Genomic DNA, 16,202 nt, shown 5'->3' on the forward strand with positions numbered 1-16,202 from the left:
GATCGACGGAAACAGGAGGCACTCGGTTGTTGTACGGCGCGATGAAGGTCGCTATCGGGGGACCGCTGAAGGTCACCTTCAGGCCCTGGGTGGAGGGCCTGGAGAACGTCCCGGCCGAGGGCCCGGCGATCCTGGCGAGTAACCACCTGTCCTTCTCGGACTCGTTCTTCCTGCCCGCGGTGCTGGACCGCAAGGTCACCTTCATCGCGAAGGCCGAGTACTTCACCACGCCCGGCGTGAAGGGCCGCCTCACCGCCGCCTTCTTCAAGGGCGTCGGCCAGCTCCCGGTGGACCGCTCCGGGGCGCGCGGCGCCGGCGAGGCCGCGGTGCAGAGCGGCATAGACGTGCTGGAGCGCGGCGAGCTGTTCGGCATCTACCCGGAGGGCACCCGCTCGCCCGACGGCCGCCTGTACCGGGGCAAGCCCGGCGGCCTCGCGCGCGTGGCGCTCGCGACCGGCGCCCCGGTCCTCCCCGTCGCCATGATCGACACGGAGAAGATCCAGCCGCCGGGGCAGGTGATGCCCAAGCTGATGCGGCCGGGTATCCGGATCGGCAAGCCGCTGGACTTCAGCCGTTACCAGGGCATGGAGCACGACCGGTTCGTGCTGCGCGCGGTGACCGACGAGGTCATGTACGAGATCATGAAACTTTCCGGCCAGGAGTACGTGGACATCTACGCGACGGCCGCCAAGCGGCAGATCGCGGAGGCCGCCAAGGCCGAGAAGGACGCGGCGCGGAGAGCCGAGAAGAAGGCCGCCGAGTCCTAGGACCGGCGGCAGGGGGGACTGGGGGACATGAGCAAGCGGGAACGCGTCGTACGGATGTCGGTCGAGCAGCCCCTGTGGCGTGCCCTCACCGGCTACCGCGTACTGACCCTGCTGTACGCGATCGGCCTGTTCGCCTCGGCCTACGACGACTACGACCGCGCGGGCGTCGCCATCGCCTACTACGCCGTCCTGACCGTCTGGACCCTGGCGACCCTGCCCCGCGTGCAGAGCGCGGCGGCCTGCACCAAGCGCTTCCTCGCCGTCGACCTCGCCGTCGCGCTCACCGGCATCCTGCTGACCCCCTGGGTGGTCACCCAGGGCCACATCGACCGGGGCGGCCCGACCCTGCCGTCGATATGGACCGCCGGCTCGGTCCTCGCCTACGCCCTCAAGGGCGGCTGGCGCTGGGCCGCGTTCGCCTCCACCCCGGTCGCCGTCGCCAACCTGGTCGAGCGCGGCCGCCCGGCCCGCGACACCGTCCACAGCGTGGTCCTGGTCTGGGTCGCCTCCATCGCCATCGGGTACGTCGTCGAGGTGGCCCGCGCCTCCGAGCGCACCCTCGCCCGTGCCCTGGAGATCGAGGCGGCGACCCGGGAACGGGAGCGGCTGGCCCGGGACATCCACGACGGCGTGCTCCAGGTGCTCGCCATGGTGCAGCGGCGCGGCACCGTCCTCGGCGGCGACGCGGCCGAACTGGGCCGGCTGGCCGGGGAGCAGGAGGTGGCGCTGCGGACGCTGGTCTCCGGCGGCCTGCTGCCGCTCTCCCGGGTCTCGGAGGACGAGTCCCAGGGCGCGGTCGTCCGCCTGGTCGAGGAGGCCGAGGAGCCCGACGGCAGCGGTCCGGTCGACCTGCGGGCGCTGCTCGCGCGGTACGCCGGATCCCGGGTCAGCCTCGCCGAACCCGGCGCGCCGGTGGAGCTGCCGGCCGCTGCCGCACGCGAGCTGGCCGCGGCCGTCGGTGCCGCCCTGGACAATGTGCGCAGGCACGCGGGGGACGGGGCGCGGGCCTGGATCCTGGTCGAGGACGCGCCCGGCGAGGTCGTGGTGACCGTCCGGGACGACGGCCCCGGCATCCCGGAGGGCCGGCTCGCGCAGGCCGAGGGGGAGGGGCGGCTCGGCGTGGCCCAGTCGATCCGGGGGCGGCTGCGCGACCTCGGCGGCAGCGCCGAGCTGGTCTCGGTCCCCGGGCAGGGCACGGAAGTGGAGCTGACGGTACCGAAGGTCTCGGGGAAGGCGGAGCGGCGATGAGCATCAAGGTCATGGTGGTCGACGACCACCCCATGTGGCGGGACGCGGTCGCCCGGGACCTGGCCGAGTCCGGGTTCGAGGTGGTCGCCACCGCCGGGGACGGCGACCAGGCGGTGCGCCGTGCCAAGGCCGCCGCGCCCGACGTTCTCGTCCTGGACCTCAACCTGCCGGCCAAGCCGGGTGTCCAGGTCTGCAAGGAACTCGTCGGCCACAACCCGGCGTTGCGGGTCCTGGTCCTGTCGGCGAGCGGGGAGCACGCCGACGTCCTGGAGGCGGTGAAGTCCGGCGCGACCGGCTACCTGCTCAAGTCGGCTTCGACGGAGGAACTCCTTGACGCGGTCCGCCGTACCGCCGTCGGCGACCCGGTCTTCACCCCCGGCCTCGCCGGTCTCGTCCTGGGCGAGTACCGCCGCCTGGCCTCCGAGCCCGCCCCGGCCGCGGACGCCGACCGGCCCGACGCGCCCCGGCTCACCGACCGCGAGACCGAGGTGCTGCGGCTGGTCGCCAAGGGCCTGAGCTACAAGCAGATCGCCGAGCGGCTGGTCATCTCCCACCGCACGGTCCAGAACCACGTGCAGAACACCCTCGGCAAGCTCCAGCTGCACAACAGGGTGGAGCTGGTGCGGTACGCGATAGAGGCCGGCCTTGACGACGACTGAGCCGACGACTGATCTGATCTGATCTTCGGGCAGCGGGTAAACCAACCGCCCGACAATTCACCGGAATTGCCCTTCCGCGCCCATCCCTGTGTGAGCTGGATCACCATTAGCGTGAGTCCCACCAGGCAACCGCGGCGAAGGGACATTTCCATGCGGGTCGGAGTACTGACCGGAGGCGGCGACTGCCCCGGGCTCAACGCCGTCATCCGGGGCATCGTCCGCAAGGGCGTGCAGGAGTACGGCTATGACTTCGTCGGCTTCCGGGACGGCTGGCGCGGACCCCTCGAAGGCGACACCGTCCGCCTCGACATCCCCGCCGTGCGCGGCATCCTGCCCCGCGGCGGCACCATCCTCGGCTCCTCGCGGACCAATCCGCTCAAGCAGGAGAACGGCATCCGCCGGATCAAGGACAACCTCGCCAAACTGGAGGTCGACGCGCTGATCGCGATCGGCGGCGAGGACACCCTCGGCGTCGCCGCCCGCCTCACCGACGAGTACGGCGTGCCCGTCGTCGGCGTGCCGAAGACCATCGACAACGACCTGTCCGCCACCGACTACACCTTCGGCTTCGACACCGCCGTCGGCATCGCCACCGAGGCCATCGACCGGCTGCACACCACCGCCGAGTCCCATATGCGGGTCCTGGTCTGCGAGGTGATGGGCCGGCACGCCGGCTGGATCGCCATCCACTCCGGCCTCGCCGGCGGCGCCAACGTCATCCTCATCCCCGAACAGCGCTTCGACGTCGACCAGGTGTGCGCCTGGGTCACCTCCCGCTTCAAGGCGTCGTACGCCCCGATCGTGGTCGTCGCCGAGGGCGCCATGCCGAAGGACGGCGACGTCGTCCTCAAGGACGGATCCCTGGACTCCTTCGGGCACGTCCGGCTCTCCGGGGTCGGCGAATGGCTGGCCAAGGAGATCGAGAAGCGCACCGGCAAGGAGGCCCGGACCACCGTCCTCGGGCACATCCAGCGCGGCGGCACGCCCAGCGCCTTCGACCGCTGGCTGGCCACCCGCTTCGGTCTGCACGCCGTCGACGCCGTCAGCGACGGGGACTTCGGCAAGATGGTCGCGCTGCGCGGCACCGACATCGTCCGGGTACCGATCGCGGAGGCCACCGCCAAGCTGAAGACCGTCGACCTGAAGCTGTACGAGGAGGTCGGGGTGTTCTTCGGCTGAGCCCGGGTCCGGGCGGGCCCCACCCCGGCAGGGCCGGACCCGCCCGGAACGGCGTCCTCGCCTACCGGGCCGGCCGGCCCTCGGAGAACGTGCCGGTACCGCGCAGCTGACCGATCAGCTCCCGCACCACGGCGGCGCCGTTCAGCGTGAGGACCGACTCGGGGTGGAACTGCACCCCGGCGAAGCCCGGCCCCCGGACGGCGTGCACCTCGCCGTTCTCCGCCCGGCTCACCTCGATGCCGTGCGCGCCCAGCTCCCGTGCCGCCTCCTCGTCGCAGCGGGCCACGAAGCTGTTGTAGAAGCCGACCGTCTCCGGGCGCCCGAACAGGTCCACGGTCGCCTGCGCTCCCTGGTAGGGGACCTCCTTGCGGACGATGTCCAGCCCCAGCTCCGCCGCGATCAGCTCGTGCCCGAGACAGACGCCCAGCACCCCGTGCCGGTGCTCCCGGATCACCCGCGCCGTCAGCTCCCGCAGGAACCGCATCTTCGGATCGTCCAGGTCGGACGGGTCACCGGGCCCCGGGCCGAGCACCACCGGCCCCTCGTGCGCGAGCACGGCCGCCCGCAGCCCCGGCTCGTCGTACCGCCGGACGGTGACGTCCAGCCCGCCGGCCCGCAGCACATGCGCCAGCATCGCCGTGAACGTGTCCTCGGCGTCCACCACGAGGGCATGCCCGGCCAGCTCCCCGGACCGCTCCTGCATCCGCAGCCAGAACGGCGCCAGTGACGCCCGCCGCCCGTCCAGCGCGGCCCGCACCCTGGGGTCGTCGGCCAGCCGGGGGCGCGTCCGCTCGGCGCGCGGCCGTGCCGGCCGTACCCCGAGGGCCGCCAGCACTCCGGCTGCTTTCGCGTGCGTCTCCGCGACCTCGCTCACCGGGTCCGAGCCGCGCACCAGGGTGGCGCCGACGGGGACCCGCAGCCGGCCGTCCGCGTCGATGTCGGCGGTACGGATCAGGATGGGGGAGTCGAGGGTCTGGGCACCGCCGGAATCCCGGCCGAGCAGGGCCAGCGCACCCGCGTAGTAGCCGCGGCCGCCCACCTCGTGCCGCTCGATCACCCGGCAGGCGTTCTGCACGGGGGACCCGGTCACGGTCGCCGCGAACATGGTCTCCTTCAGCACTTCCCGCACATCCAGCGAGGACCGGCCGCGCAGCTCGTACTCGGTGTGCGCGAGGTGCGCCATCTCCTTCAGCCGCGGCCCGACGACCACTCCGCCCATGTCGCCCACCGTGCACATCATCTTGAGCTCCTCGTCGACGACCATCGACAGCTCCTCGATCTCCTTGCCGTCGGCGAGGAAGCCGAGCAGGTGCTCGGGGGTGGGGCCCTCGGCGGGATAGCGGTACGTGCCGCTGATCGGGTTCATCACCACCGTGCCGCCGGACATCCGCACGTGCACCTCGGGGCTCGCGCCGACCAGCGTCCGGTCGCCGGTGTGCACGACGAACGTCCAGTACGCGCCCCGCTCGCCCTCGAGGAGGCGCCGGAAGAGTCCGAGGGCCTCGGCGCGCCCGAAGCCCGGGATCTCGCCCTCGTACGTCCGCCGGATCACGAAGTTCGCGCCCTCGCCGCGGCCGATCTCCTCGCGCAGCACGCGGCCGACGATCTGCCCGTATTCGTCGTCGTCGACGTCGAAGGCGCCGGACTCGACGTGGACTTCGTGGGAGGGGAGGGTGGCGAGGGCCTCGTCCAGTGGAATGTGACATACCACTGTCGGGGTCAGCACCAGCAGCGGCGTCCCGTCGTCCCGGACGTCGAACCCCCGCTCCCGGATCTGCCGGTACGGAATGAGGGCGAGCCCCTCCTCGGGCAGGTCGGCGAGCCGGTCGTGCGCGGTGACCGGGCCGAGCAGGAGCTCCACCGTGTTCTCGTCGTGGCCGGGGGTGCGGCGGCGGAGCAGGGCGAAGGGGCGGTCGTCGTGGAGCAGCCGGTTCAGGTCCATGGTTCCTCTGCGGTCCTTTGTCAGGTGAGACAGGTGAGAGAGGAACGACCCCGGGAACGCCGAAGGCCGCCCCTCCGGGCGGCCTTCGCGAAGTCTTGCGTACGCGCAGTCAGTGGGCCGCCGGAGAAGCGGTCCACCACCAGTTCTGGATCGAATGCGCGAACATGCGGAAAACATTACCGCACCCCGCCCGCTGTCCACAGGACAATCGCTCTGTCTCACCAGTCGAGCCGGAGGAAAACATGGCGACACGACCCCGTAATGTTTACGAGGTGACCGTGAACGCTAAGACCAGCCTCGGCGCTGGCAACACCTGGCGAAACCTGCCCGCGGCGCAGCAGCCCGAGTACCCCGACCCCGAGGCTCTGCGCGCAGCCGTTGCGGAGCTGGAGTCGTATCCGCCGCTCGTCTTCGCGGGCGAGTGCGACCAGCTGCGCGCCCGGATGGCGGCCGTCGCCAAGGGAGAGGCGTTCCTCCTCCAGGGCGGCGACTGCGCCGAGGCCTTCGACGCGGTGTCGGCCGACCACATCCGCAACAAGCTCAAGACCCTCCTCCAGATGGGTGCCGTGCTGACGTACGCGGCGTCGGTACCCGTGGTGAAGGTGGGGCGGATCGCCGGCCAGTACAGCAAGCCGCGCTCCAAGGGGACCGAGACCCGCGACGGCGTGACCCTGCCGACGTACCGCGGCGACTCGGTCAACGGCTTCGACTTCGACGAGAAGGCCCGCATCCCGGACCCCGAGCGGCTGAAGCGGATGTACAACGCGTCCGCCTCGACGCTGAACCTGGTGCGTGCCTTCACCACCGGCGGTTACGCGGACCTGCGCCAGGTGCACGCCTGGAACCAGGACTTCGTGAAGTCCTCCCCGTCCGGTCAGCGCTACGAGCAGCTCGCCCGCGAGATCGACAACGCGCTGAACTTCATGCGGGCCTGCGGCGCGGAGCCCGAGGAGTTCAAGACGGTCGAGTTCTTCTCCTCGCACGAGGCGCTGCTGCTTGACTACGAGTCCGCCCTGACCAGGGTCGACTCGCGCACCGGCAAGCTGTACGACGTCTCGGCGCACATGGTGTGGATCGGTGAGCGCACCCGGCAGCTGGACGGGGCGCACATCGAGTTCGCCTCGAAGATCCGCAACCCGATCGGCCTCAAGCTCGGCCCGACGACGACGGCCGAGGAGGCGCTGCGGTACATCGACCGCCTCGACCCCGACCGCGAGCCGGGCCGGCTGACCTTCGTGGTCCGGATGGGCGCGGACAAGGTCCGTGACAAGCTCCCCGAGCTGGTCGAGAAGGTCACCGCCTCGGGCGCCACCGTGGCCTGGGTGACGGACCCGATGCACGGCAACACCTTCGAGGCGGCCTCGGGCCACAAGACCCGCCGCTTCGACGACGTGCTCGACGAGGTCAAGGGCTTCTTCGAGGTCCACAAGGGCCTCGGCACCCACCCGGGCGGCATCCACGTGGAGCTCACCGGTGACGACGTCACCGAGTGCGTGGGCGGCGGCGACGAGATCTTCGTCGACGACCTGCACCAGCGCTACGAGACGGCCTGCGACCCGCGGCTGAACCGCAGCCAGTCCCTGGACCTGGCGTTCCTCGTCGCGGAGATGTACCGGGACCAGTAACCGGTCTTTGCGTGAAGTGGGGCGCGGATCACAAATGATCCGCGCCCCTTCCACTTTTGCGGCCCCCGAGTGACGGGTAAGGTTAGGTTAGCCTCACCGATTAATCGGGACGGCGCCACTGATCGATCCCGGCGGGAGGTGAATCCGCGTGTACGTCTGCAGCTGTTTCGGGGTGACCGAGGCGCAGGTCAAGCAGCACGCGGAGGACGGTGCCTGCACCCCTCGCCAGATAGCGTCCGCCTGCAAGGCGGGCACGGACTGCGGTTCGTGCGTCCGTCGTATCCAGGCGATTCTCGGCCGGGGCGCCTGCCCCCGCCGCGAGCTGGCCGACCAGGGCCGCCCGGTGCTCGCCGCCGATCTCTCCGGGCTCGACGAAGCGGCGTGACTCAGCTGCTCTCGGGCTGCTCGATGAGCTGCGCGATGTAGAGCGCCTCGCCGAGCTTCTCCACCAGCTCCAGCTGGGTGTCGAGATAGTCGATGTGGTGCTCCTCGTCCTTGAGGATGTCCTCGAAGATGTTCGCGGACGTGATGTCGCCCTTCTCGCGCATCACCTTGATCCCGCGCTTGAGGCGGTCGATCGCCTCCACCTCGATCTGCCGGTCGGCCTCGAACATCTCCTTCACGGTCTGCCCCACGCGGACGTGGAACAGCCGCTGGTAGTTGGGCAGCCCCTCCAGGAACAGGATCCGGTCGGTGAGCACCTCGGCGTGCTTCATCTCGTCGAACGACTCGTGCCGGGTGTACTTCGCGAGCTTGTACCAGCCGAAGTTCTCCTGCATCTTCGCGTGCAGGAAGTACTGGTTGATCGCGGTGAGCTCGCCGGTGAGCTGCTCGTTGAGGAATTCGATGACCTCGGGGTCGCCCTGCATCGCAGAGGCTCCTTCCGCATGGGTTCCGTACCGGACAGATGGGACGTTTGCGGCGCATGATTGCACCGGTGCGGAAGATCGTCCAGTAAGTGCGTACTTAGTAAGTAAGTGCATGCCTGGTGCTAGTTGAGCGATTTGCTGATCTTTGAGTGGTCTGCCTGGTCAGGTGCACCGCTCGTGGTCTGTCAGGATGGAAGGCATGGGTCATCCGGTGGAGCACGCGTCTCGGGAAGCCGCGGGAGCCGGGCTTCCGCCGGGGCAGCGACTGCAGCGCGGCTGGCCGGTCACGCATTACGGCCCGGTGCCCAAGTTCCGGCCCGAGCGCTGGGAGTTCCGGGTCTTCGGCGCCACCGCCGACGGCGACGCGCACATCTGGGACCACGAGCGGTTCACGGCCCTGCCGTACACCACCGTGGTCGCCGATCTGCACTGCGTGACGAAGTTCAGCATGCTCGGCGCGGAGTGGGGCGGGGTCCCGGCGCGGACCGTCCTGGAGCTCGCGCCGCCCGCCCCCGATGTCACCCATGTGATGGTCTGGGCGGAGTACGGCTTCAGCTCCAACCTGCGCCTCGCGGACTTCGCCGCCGAGCACACCCTCTTCGCGACCCACAAGGACGGCGAACTCCTCACCGCCGAGCACGGTTTCCCGGTCCGCCTGGTCGTCCCCCACCTTTATGCCTGGAAGGGCCCCAAGTGGGTCCGCGGTATCGAGTACATGACCGCCGACCGCCGTGGCTTCTGGGAGGAGCGCGGCTACCACAACATCGGCGACCCCTGGAGGGAGCAGCGCTACTCCTACCAGGAGGGGCCGGGAGACGGTCCGGAGCTCTGAGCTCCCGCCCGCTCAGTGGTGGTACCGGTGCACCACCGCGTGCCCCCTGCCCCGCCCGATCGTCCACTTGTTGACCGGCGCGGTCACCGTGAACGCGAGCACGAGCGAGACGGCCAGCGAGACCCAGAACAGGGCGTCGTCCAGCTGGGCGTCCATCGCGGCCGGCCAGACCAGGATCGTGCCGTTGTCGATCAGCTCCATCACGGCGATGGAGAGGGTGTCCGCGGCCAGCGCCACACGCAGGGCGGTGCGGACGTCGACGCCCGCCTTCAGGACCCCGCGCATGGTGAGCGCGTAGCCGAAGAAGAACGCCAGCACGATCGCGAGCAGTGTGGTCGGCAGGTTCCCCCAGCCGAACGCCGTGCCGACGACCATGCCGAGCACCTCGCCGATGGCGCAGCCGGTGAGGCAGTGCAGGGTGGCCTGGGCGGCCATGGCCCAGGAGGCCCCGGTGCCGCCGTGTGCCTCCTGGTGTGCGTGAGTGTGTTCGGTGTGCTCGTGGACGGCGTGCTCGTGGTCCATGGCTGACCCCCGGCGTCAGGTGCGAATCCTTCTGTGACGCCAACATGTATACCCCCCAGGGGTATTCCGGGGAAGGGGTCGGGCTCGTTCCGGTAACTGCACGCACATTCCGTGCCCAGAGCGCTACGCTGAGATTCTTGCCTGGCGGGAGACGCGCCGGGCGGAGACGGATCCGGGGGACCCTTGGGGTTCCGCTTGTGATCCGGTTCGGGGGCGAGCGGTCGGGGGACGACGGTGGGGCTGTTCGGAGAGCGGCATACCTTCATGGGGGGCCTGGGTCCGGGGGACCGGGAGGCGCTGGCGGGACTCGGCACCCGGCACGAGTACCCGCCGTACGACACGGTCGTCGCGGAAGGCGACCGCACCACGTTCGCGGTGGTCCTGCTCAGCGGCTGGTGCACGGTGTGGACGCCGACCGAGCGCGGTGGCCGGCTGATCCTGGCACTGCGCCGGGCCGGCGAGGTCGTCGGCGACATGGCGGCGCTCGACGGTCGCCCGCGCAGCGCCTCGGTGAGCACCCTCGGCCAGATGACCGGACTGGTCGTACCCGGGGAGCGGTTCCGGCGGTTCCTCGCCTCCCGGCCGCACGCCAACGCGCTGATGATGAACCAGCTCACCGAGCGGCTGCGCAGCGCGGACCACGAGCGCCGGGCCCTGGCCTCCATGACCGTGCTGCAACGGCTCGCCGAGCGCCTGGTCGAACTCGCCGACCGCACCGGCCGGCCGGAGAACGAGGCCGTGACCATACGGCTGCCCCTCGCGCAGCACGAACTGGCCGCGTCCGTGGGCTCCACCCGCGAGGCCGTCGCCAAGGCCCTGCGCCTGTTACGGGAACAGGGCCTGGTCCGCACCGGCCCCGGCACCCTGGCCGTGGCCGACCTGGACCCGCTCCGCCTGCTCGCCGCCGGACAACCACACGGCACGGAGACCTGACAAGCACACGTCCCGCGCTGTGTAAACGGCTACAGCGGTGACCGTCCGGCTCCGCGACCATCACAGCCGAGGGGCCGATGGTCCGGCGGGACGGCAGGGAGGAGAGAACGATGGAGGGGGAAGCCGCGTACGGCTTCATCGTCAACGTGGACGCGCAGGGCTCGGGCCTGCTGTCCGACACCGAGAAACCCGAGATGCGGCGCAGACTCTACGACGTCACGGGCACCGCCTTCGAACAGGCAGGCATCCGCCCGCCGCGCCTCTACCAGGAGGACCGCGGCGACGGCATCCTCAGCGTGCTGGCGCCCGACGTGCCGCCCGCCCGGGTCGTGGGGGAGTGGGTGGAGCAGCTCCACCAGAACCTCCGGGAGAGCAACCGGGACCTCAGGAAGCCGCTCCGGCTGCGCGTGGGACTGCACATCGGCCGGGTCACGGCCGACGCCTACGGCCGCTCCGGGCGTGCCGTGGACCTGGCCTGCCGGCTGTGCGACTGCGGCACCGCGAAGGCGATCCTCAAGGCCGCGGACGGCTCGCCCCTGGTGGTGATCGCCTCCGACCGCGTGCACGAGGACTTCGTCCTGCCCGGCGGGCGCTGGGTGGACCCCGGGCACTACCGCCGGCACGACGTGGAACTCAAGGAGGGCCGCACCACCGCCTGGTTCATGGTCCCCGGCCGCTCGGAGCCGCCCGAGCCGCCCGAGCCGCCCGAGCTGTCCGAGCCGGCGGAGCCGGCGGAGCTGTCCGAGGCGGCCGCGCCGGCCGCTGCGGAAGGCACGAAGGTGAGCACCCCGCCGCGGCCGACGGCTGCCCCGGACACCGGGGGCCGCTTCGTCCAGAACATCCACCAGCACGGCGACGGAGAGGTCGTCGCCGCCGAACGGATCGAGACCCTCAACATCGACCGCCGCGGCGGTGGCCGGTGAACGCCCAGAACCCCCCGCCGCCCCAGGGCGGCCCGAAACCGCCGCAGCAACCGCAGCCGCAGCAGAAGGCCGAGCCGGACAAGCCGCAGGGCGCCGAGTCCGGCGGCGCGCTCGAGCCGGAGAAGGCCGACGTCATCGGCGGCTCCGCCGCCGACCCGCTCGGCGAGGAGGCGCTGCCCGGCGCCGCGGCCGCCGCCTCCCGGATCTACCGCTCGACCGTCAGCCAGCACGGCACCGGCACCCTCATCAGCTCCGGATCCGTCGGCACCATGAACTTCTACAGCCGGCAGGCGGCCGAACGCGTCCTCGCCGGCCCGCTCCCGGAAGACCAGCTGCGCAGACTGCGCGAGGTCTTCCAGGAACCGGCGGACTACGGCGAACACCGCGAGCAACTGCGCGACGGACGCCTCCTGGTGCTGTACGGCCAGCCCGGCACCGGCCGCGCCTACACCGCCCTGTCCCTGCTGGACGGCCTGACCGGCGGCCGGGTCTCCCGGCTCGACCCGCGCACCGACCTGGATCGACTCGACGACGACCAGATCAGCGACGGCCACGGCTACGCCCTGGAGCCGAGCGCCACCGGGTTACCGGACGAGACCGGCCTCGACCGGCTCTGCCAACTGCTCGGCGAGAAGGACGCGTACGCGGTCCTGCTGGCCACCCCCGAACCCGGAGACGTGCTCTCCCGCAGCGGCCGCTACTACCGCGCCCACACCCCGGCCGCCCAGACCGCCGTACTCGAGGGCCACCTCGCCGTCGAACTGGCCGACAAGGCCCCCGAGCTGTACGAGCGGGCCAGGGCGACCGCCCTGGACCCCGACGTCCTGGAGGCGCGCGGCCTCGACGAACTGCGGCCCGCGGAGGCCGCCCACTACGCGCGGCTCCTCGCCCGGCACACCAGGGACGAGCTCACGCACGACGAACTCCTCGCCGAATGCCGGAAGTTCGCCGAGAACCAGGCCGCCGAATGGTTCGCCGGCGGGGTCCGCTCCGAGACCCCGGAGCGGCTGCGGGACGCGGCCTACCGGATCGCCGTCGCCGTCCTCGACGGGGCCTCGCTCAGCGCCGTCGCCGAGGCCGCCGAGGTGCTCGCCTGGGAACTGGCCGTCACCGTCGACCCCGAGGCCACGCCCGGCCGCCCGCTGTTCAGCGACGGCGTCGACGCCCGGCTGGTCTCCGCCCGCGCGGTCGCCGAACTCGGCACCGAGGAGGTCGGCACCGAGGAAGTGCCGGTGCGCACCGTGCGGTTCGGCGGCGAGGCCCTCGCCCCGGCCGTCCTCGGCCACCTCTGGCAGCACCGGCACAACGCGCGCGGACCCGTGCTGCGCTGGCTGGCCGGACTCTGCGAGGACGACCGGCCCCAGGTCTGGGTGCGGGCCGCGGTGGCGGCCGGCCAGCTGTGCCGACTCGACCTGTCGCACACCGTGCACGAACTGGTGCAGCCCATGGCCCAGGCCGAGCGGGCCCGCCGTCGGCTGTTCGCCGCGACCGTCCTCGACGTGGCGCTGCGCTCCCCGGAGGTCGGCACCGCGATCCGCGCCCTGGTCGGTTCCTGGGCCCGCTACGGCGACGAACAGCTGCGCTGGACGGCGGGCGCCGTGCTCGGCCGGGGCAGGGCCACCGACACCGTCCGCGAGAGCCTCGACCTGCTCGGCGGGGTCGGCGTCTGGGACGAGGGCAGGCTGCGGTCCGGCGCCGCCGTCCAAGTGGCCCACTTCGCCGGCGCCCACCCCGAGGCACAGACCCTGCGCCGGATCCGCGCCTGGCTCTCCGACGAACGCCGGCCCCAGCAGGACCTCGGCCTGCAGTCCACGGTCTACCTCGCCTCCGTCCCCGTCACCGACCTCTGGAACCAGCACGAGGACCTGGAGGGCTACGGCGACTGGCCGCTGATGCTGGCCCTGGCCGCCGTCCGGCCCGCCCTCGCCCCGGAACTCGCCGGGCTCCTGTGGACCGCGCTGCAGACCCCACGGTCCTACGAGGCGGCGATCGAGACCCTGTCCGACTGGCTGAGCGGCTCGGCCGACCAGCCTTGGGCCGAGCCCCTGGAGCGGTTCCTGCCGCTCCTCGTGCACAGCCACGACGACCGCAACCGGCTGCTGGCCCTCATCAGGGAACTCACCGAAGACCCCGACCAACCACTGAACGAACAGCAGGTCCGCCGCTTGTGGGGGGCGGTCCAGGGAGCGAGTACACCATGACGCACAACCAGTGGCAGCCGTGGCCGCCCCAGGACGAGGAGTTCGTCCTGCCGCACGACCTCAGAGGCCCCTTCGTCCGCGAGTTCGCCCCGCAGGCCACCTACCGGCACCGCAACAGCCAGGTGGCCTCGGTGCTCTACTACAAGAACGGCGGGCACAGCATCCTCACCGTCCGCGGCGCCGAGCACTTCAACAAGCCGCTGATGGGCAGGCCGACCTCGGTGTGCTGGATCGCGCGCGGTCAGCACCAGGTCTCCTTCCAGCTGGCGCTGCCCACCCTCGGCGACCGGGCCCAGTTCCGGGCGGGAGCGGACGTCAACTGGGAGGTCCGCGACTTCTACACCGCCGCCGAGAAGCGCGTGGTCGACGTGGAGCGGATGCTCCGCCCGTCCCTTGAGGCCCGGTTGCGCGGGCTCAGCCGCCGCTACAGCCTGGACTCGGCCCAGCAGGTCGACGAGGCCATCCAGGACGAGCTGGCCAGCGGCCGGTGGAACGACTTCGGTGCCGAACTGGGCCTCGCCACCCAGGTGTTCGTCCGCATCGACCTCGGGCAGGCTGCCGCCGACCACCAGGCCCAGATGGTCGCGGTGGAGAAGGGCGGCGTGGTCCAGGAGGCCATGGACAACGTCACCAAGGCGCGTATCGCGGCCAACATGGACGACGCCCAGAAGCTGATCACGGCCGGCGAGACCGTCCAGTACGCCCACCTGCTCGCCTCGGACCCGGGCCGGGCGGCCGAGATCCTCGGCGTGCTCCAGCAGCAGGCCCGCGACCAGCGCCAGGGCGCCCTGGACTACCTGACCAACCTGATCAACCAGGGCGTGGTCCAGCGCCACCAGATCGACGACCAGGTCCAGGCCCTCATCGACTACAGCCGCACGGTCTCCACCGGCGTCTTCCCGGGCGGCCTGCCGCAGGCCCCGACCTCGCTGCCGGTGCCGCCCCTGCCCCCGATGCCGCCCGCGCCCCCGCTGCTCCCGGCCGACGCACCTCCGCTCCTCCCGGCCGACGCGCCCCCGCCGGTTCCGCCGGTTCCGCCCGTGCCGCCGGCGGACGCCATCCCCGGGCAGGGGACGGGGGTGGAGGACGACTCCAGCCCCGAGGCACGCCGATGACCCCGGGCGAGCCCGACGCCGCCGCGTACTACGTCGCCGAACGGCTGCTGGGGACCGTGCGCGAGGACCTGGGCAGGGCGGACGTGAAGGCGTCCGTCCTGCTCTCGGGCGCCGTCGCGGTACCGGCGCTGGTGCTCGGCAGGGGGGCGCCGTCCGGCGCGTCGGGCGTCGCCCTGGCCTTCCTCGCGGCGGGCGGGACGCTCTGGGCGGCCGGCACCCTGCTGCTGCTCGCGGTGATCGTGCCCCGCACCCGCACGGTCCGCTCGGCACCCGGCCCGACCTTCTACGCCGACGCCCTGCACGGCATCGACCCGGAGGCGCTGCGCCGCGCCGCCGCCGACGCCGGGGCGGACCAGGTGGGCTGGCTGCTCACCCAGCTCCAGGACGTCAGCGTGATCCTGTCGGCGAAGTACCGCTGGCTGCGCCGGTCGATGGCGCTGCTCGGCGCGGGGCTGCTGCTGGCGGCGGTACCGCTGGCGGTGGGGTGAGCCGTCCGGCGGGGGGCGTCAGCCGCCCCGGAGCTGCTTGAGGCGCTCGACGTCGGCGGCGTGCCCCTCCGTGCCGCCGGGCGTCTCGATGATCAGCGGTACGCCCGCGGTCGCCGGGTGGGTCATCAGCGCGCGGAACGGATCCTCGCCGATGTGCCCGGCGCCGATGTTCTCGTGCCGGTCCTTGTGCGCGCCGACGACGTCCTTGGAGTCGTTGGCGTGGATCAGCTTCAGCCGCCCCTCGCCGACGGTGTCCACCAGCAGGTCCAGCGTCTGGTGCATCCCGCTCGGCCCGGTCAGGTCGTGCCCGGCGGCGAAGATGTGACAGGTGTCCAGGCAGACGCCCAGCTTCGGATGGGCGTCCAGCGCCTCGAAGTACGGCCCGAAGTCCCAGGTCCGGGAGCAGAGCGAGGCGCCCTGTCCGGCGGTGGACTCCAGGAGCAGGAACGGGTCGTCGTCGTGGGTCAGCTCGTCGAGGAGCGGCAGCAGATGCGTCCGTACCTGCTTCAGCGCCACGTCCCGGGCCCGCCCGCCGGTCGCGCTCCCGGTGTGCACGACCACCCCGAGCGCCCCGATCTCCCGGCCGCGCCGCAGCGAGTGCCGCAGCGACTCCACCGACTTCTCCACGGTCGCCTCGGTGTGCGAGCCGAAGTTGATCAGGTACGGGGCGTGCACATACGCCGGGACCGCCTCCTCCGCACAGGCCGCGCGGAACGCCTCGTCCTGCTTCGGGCTGCCCGCCGGGGTGGCCCAGCCGCGCGGGTTGGCGACGAAGACCTGCACGGTCTCGGCCTTCAGCTCACGGGCGTACGACAGCCCCACGGAGTGCAGACCGCCGGCCACCGGGACATGGCCGCCGACGGGGTTGCGGGAGGGACCTGACTGCTCGCTCTTCACCC

At 71.8% G+C, this 16,202-nt stretch carries 17 protein-coding genes; 12 read left to right on the forward strand and 5 right to left on the reverse strand.

Annotation, left to right across the window (positions count from 1 at the left end):
- The first annotated feature begins 41 nt into the window (after positions 1–41).
- The 4 genes from ACFWPS_RS39030 to ACFWPS_RS39045 all read left to right on the forward strand — a co-directional run bounded on the left by ACFWPS_RS39030 (position 42) and on the right by ACFWPS_RS39045 (position 3,853).
- Entirely contained in the window at positions 42–767 is a 726-nt protein-coding gene (locus ACFWPS_RS39030) for a lysophospholipid acyltransferase family protein (RefSeq protein WP_383714577.1), read from the forward strand.
- 27 nt (positions 768–794) lie between these two features.
- Positions 795–2,015 (forward strand): MacS family sensor histidine kinase, encoded by a 1,221-nt coding sequence (gene macS, locus ACFWPS_RS39035; protein ID WP_383714580.1) that lies wholly within the window; start codon positions 795–797, stop codon positions 2,013–2,015.
- On the forward strand, positions 2,012–2,674 hold the full coding sequence (locus ACFWPS_RS39040; RefSeq protein WP_383714583.1) for a response regulator: 663 nt from the start codon (positions 2,012–2,014) through the stop codon (positions 2,672–2,674). Before macS ends, ACFWPS_RS39040 begins: the two co-directional genes overlap by 4 nt.
- Before the next feature lie 150 nt (positions 2,675–2,824).
- Positions 2,825–3,853, forward strand: coding sequence for a 6-phosphofructokinase (locus ACFWPS_RS39045; RefSeq protein WP_383714586.1), 1,029 nt, complete (start codon positions 2,825–2,827; stop codon positions 3,851–3,853).
- A 61-nt stretch (positions 3,854–3,914) separates the two neighbouring features.
- Here ACFWPS_RS39045 and ACFWPS_RS39050 read toward each other — a convergent pair whose 3' ends face one another.
- Both ACFWPS_RS39050 and ACFWPS_RS39055 read right to left on the reverse strand, forming a co-directional pair.
- Positions 3,915–5,795 (reverse strand): anthranilate synthase family protein, encoded by a 1,881-nt coding sequence (locus ACFWPS_RS39050; RefSeq protein ID WP_383714589.1) that lies wholly within the window; start codon positions 5,793–5,795, stop codon positions 3,915–3,917.
- Positions 5,796–5,904: 109 nt separating this feature from the next.
- Entirely contained in the window at positions 5,905–6,039 is a 135-nt protein-coding gene (locus ACFWPS_RS39055) for a trp operon leader peptide (protein ID WP_383714591.1), read from the reverse strand.
- A gap of 28 nt (positions 6,040–6,067) precedes the next feature.
- Between ACFWPS_RS39055 and ACFWPS_RS39060 the strand changes: the two genes are divergently transcribed.
- Both ACFWPS_RS39060 and ACFWPS_RS39065 read left to right on the forward strand, forming a co-directional pair.
- Positions 6,068–7,420: a class II 3-deoxy-7-phosphoheptulonate synthase gene (locus ACFWPS_RS39060; RefSeq protein WP_383714594.1), complete on the forward strand. Its 1,353-nt coding sequence runs from the start codon at positions 6,068–6,070 to the stop codon at positions 7,418–7,420.
- Positions 7,421–7,568: 148 nt separating this feature from the next.
- Complete coding sequence (locus ACFWPS_RS39065) at positions 7,569–7,805, forward strand: bacterioferritin-associated ferredoxin (RefSeq protein WP_383714597.1); 237 nt, start codon at positions 7,569–7,571, stop codon at positions 7,803–7,805.
- A gap of 1 nt (position 7,806) precedes the next feature.
- Here ACFWPS_RS39065 and bfr read toward each other — a convergent pair whose 3' ends face one another.
- On the reverse strand, positions 7,807–8,289 hold the full coding sequence (bfr, locus tag ACFWPS_RS39070) for a bacterioferritin (protein ID WP_383714600.1): 483 nt from the start codon (positions 8,287–8,289) through the stop codon (positions 7,807–7,809).
- A gap of 199 nt (positions 8,290–8,488) precedes the next feature.
- On the opposite strand from bfr, the gene ACFWPS_RS39075 reads away from it, so the two are divergent.
- Complete coding sequence (locus tag ACFWPS_RS39075) at positions 8,489–9,121, forward strand: sulfite oxidase-like oxidoreductase (RefSeq protein WP_383714602.1); 633 nt, start codon at positions 8,489–8,491, stop codon at positions 9,119–9,121.
- A 12-nt stretch (positions 9,122–9,133) separates the two neighbouring features.
- Here the strand turns inward: ACFWPS_RS39075 and ACFWPS_RS39080 are convergent, their stop codons facing one another.
- A complete protein-coding gene (locus ACFWPS_RS39080; protein ID WP_383714605.1) occupies positions 9,134–9,643 on the reverse strand; it encodes a DUF4396 domain-containing protein in 510 nt (169 codons plus the stop codon).
- Positions 9,644–9,907: 264 nt separating this feature from the next.
- Here ACFWPS_RS39080 and ACFWPS_RS39085 point away from each other — a divergent pair, with 264 nt between their 5' ends.
- The 5 genes from ACFWPS_RS39085 (at position 9,908) to ACFWPS_RS39105 (ending at position 15,303) form a co-directional block, all read left to right on the forward strand.
- The gene (locus ACFWPS_RS39085; RefSeq protein WP_383714608.1) at positions 9,908–10,576 is read left to right on the forward strand and encodes a Crp/Fnr family transcriptional regulator; all 669 of its coding nucleotides are present in this window, start codon (positions 9,908–9,910) and stop codon (positions 10,574–10,576) included.
- A gap of 110 nt (positions 10,577–10,686) precedes the next feature.
- Positions 10,687–11,499: a hypothetical protein gene (locus tag ACFWPS_RS39090; RefSeq protein ID WP_383714611.1), complete on the forward strand. Its 813-nt coding sequence runs from the start codon at positions 10,687–10,689 to the stop codon at positions 11,497–11,499.
- Positions 11,496–13,700 carry a hypothetical protein gene (locus ACFWPS_RS39095; RefSeq protein WP_383714613.1) on the forward strand — a complete coding sequence of 735 codons (2,205 nt, stop codon included), beginning with the start codon at positions 11,496–11,498 and terminating at the stop codon, positions 13,698–13,700. The genes ACFWPS_RS39090 and ACFWPS_RS39095 overlap by 4 nt, the downstream gene beginning before the upstream one ends.
- Complete coding sequence (locus tag ACFWPS_RS39100) at positions 13,697–14,815, forward strand: hypothetical protein (protein WP_383714616.1); 1,119 nt, start codon at positions 13,697–13,699, stop codon at positions 14,813–14,815. Before ACFWPS_RS39095 ends, ACFWPS_RS39100 begins: the two co-directional genes overlap by 4 nt.
- Complete coding sequence (locus tag ACFWPS_RS39105; protein WP_383714619.1) at positions 14,812–15,303, forward strand: Pycsar system effector family protein; 492 nt, start codon at positions 14,812–14,814, stop codon at positions 15,301–15,303. Before ACFWPS_RS39100 ends, ACFWPS_RS39105 begins: the two co-directional genes overlap by 4 nt.
- 18 nt (positions 15,304–15,321) lie before the next feature.
- Here ACFWPS_RS39105 and ACFWPS_RS39110 read toward each other — a convergent pair whose 3' ends face one another.
- On the reverse strand, positions 15,322–16,200 hold the full coding sequence (locus ACFWPS_RS39110) for a deoxyribonuclease IV (RefSeq protein WP_383714621.1): 879 nt from the start codon (positions 16,198–16,200) through the stop codon (positions 15,322–15,324).
- Positions 16,201–16,202: the final 2 nt, after the last annotated feature.

Source organism: Streptomyces sp. NPDC058457 (genome assembly GCF_042720695.1).
Classification (GTDB): Bacteria; Actinomycetota; Actinomycetes; order Streptomycetales; family Streptomycetaceae; genus Streptomyces.

Coding starts and splice junctions, on each gene's coding strand:
- macS (WP_383714580.1), top strand. CDS start 795: ATGAGCAAGCGGGAACGCGTCGTACGGATGTCGGTCGAGCAGCCCCTG.
- ACFWPS_RS39075 (WP_383714602.1), top strand. CDS start 8,489: ATGGGTCATCCGGTGGAGCACGCGTCTCGGGAAGCCGCGGGAGCCGGG.
- ACFWPS_RS39085 (WP_383714608.1), top strand. CDS start 9,908: ATGGGGGGCCTGGGTCCGGGGGACCGGGAGGCGCTGGCGGGACTCGGC.
- ACFWPS_RS39055 (WP_383714591.1), bottom strand. CDS start 6,039: ATGTTTTCCTCCGGCTCGACTGGTGAGACAGAGCGATTGTCCTGTGGA.
- ACFWPS_RS39045 (WP_383714586.1), top strand. CDS start 2,825: ATGCGGGTCGGAGTACTGACCGGAGGCGGCGACTGCCCCGGGCTCAAC.
- ACFWPS_RS39030 (WP_383714577.1), top strand. CDS start 42: ATGAAGGTCGCTATCGGGGGACCGCTGAAGGTCACCTTCAGGCCCTGG.
- bfr (WP_383714600.1), bottom strand. CDS start 8,289: ATGCAGGGCGACCCCGAGGTCATCGAATTCCTCAACGAGCAGCTCACC.
- ACFWPS_RS39105 (WP_383714619.1), top strand. CDS start 14,812: ATGACCCCGGGCGAGCCCGACGCCGCCGCGTACTACGTCGCCGAACGG.
- ACFWPS_RS39050 (WP_383714589.1), bottom strand. CDS start 5,795: ATGGACCTGAACCGGCTGCTCCACGACGACCGCCCCTTCGCCCTGCTC.
- ACFWPS_RS39080 (WP_383714605.1), bottom strand. CDS start 9,643: ATGGACCACGAGCACGCCGTCCACGAGCACACCGAACACACTCACGCA.
- ACFWPS_RS39090 (WP_383714611.1), top strand. CDS start 10,687: ATGGAGGGGGAAGCCGCGTACGGCTTCATCGTCAACGTGGACGCGCAG.
- ACFWPS_RS39100 (WP_383714616.1), top strand. CDS start 13,697: ATGACGCACAACCAGTGGCAGCCGTGGCCGCCCCAGGACGAGGAGTTC.
- ACFWPS_RS39040 (WP_383714583.1), top strand. CDS start 2,012: ATGAGCATCAAGGTCATGGTGGTCGACGACCACCCCATGTGGCGGGAC.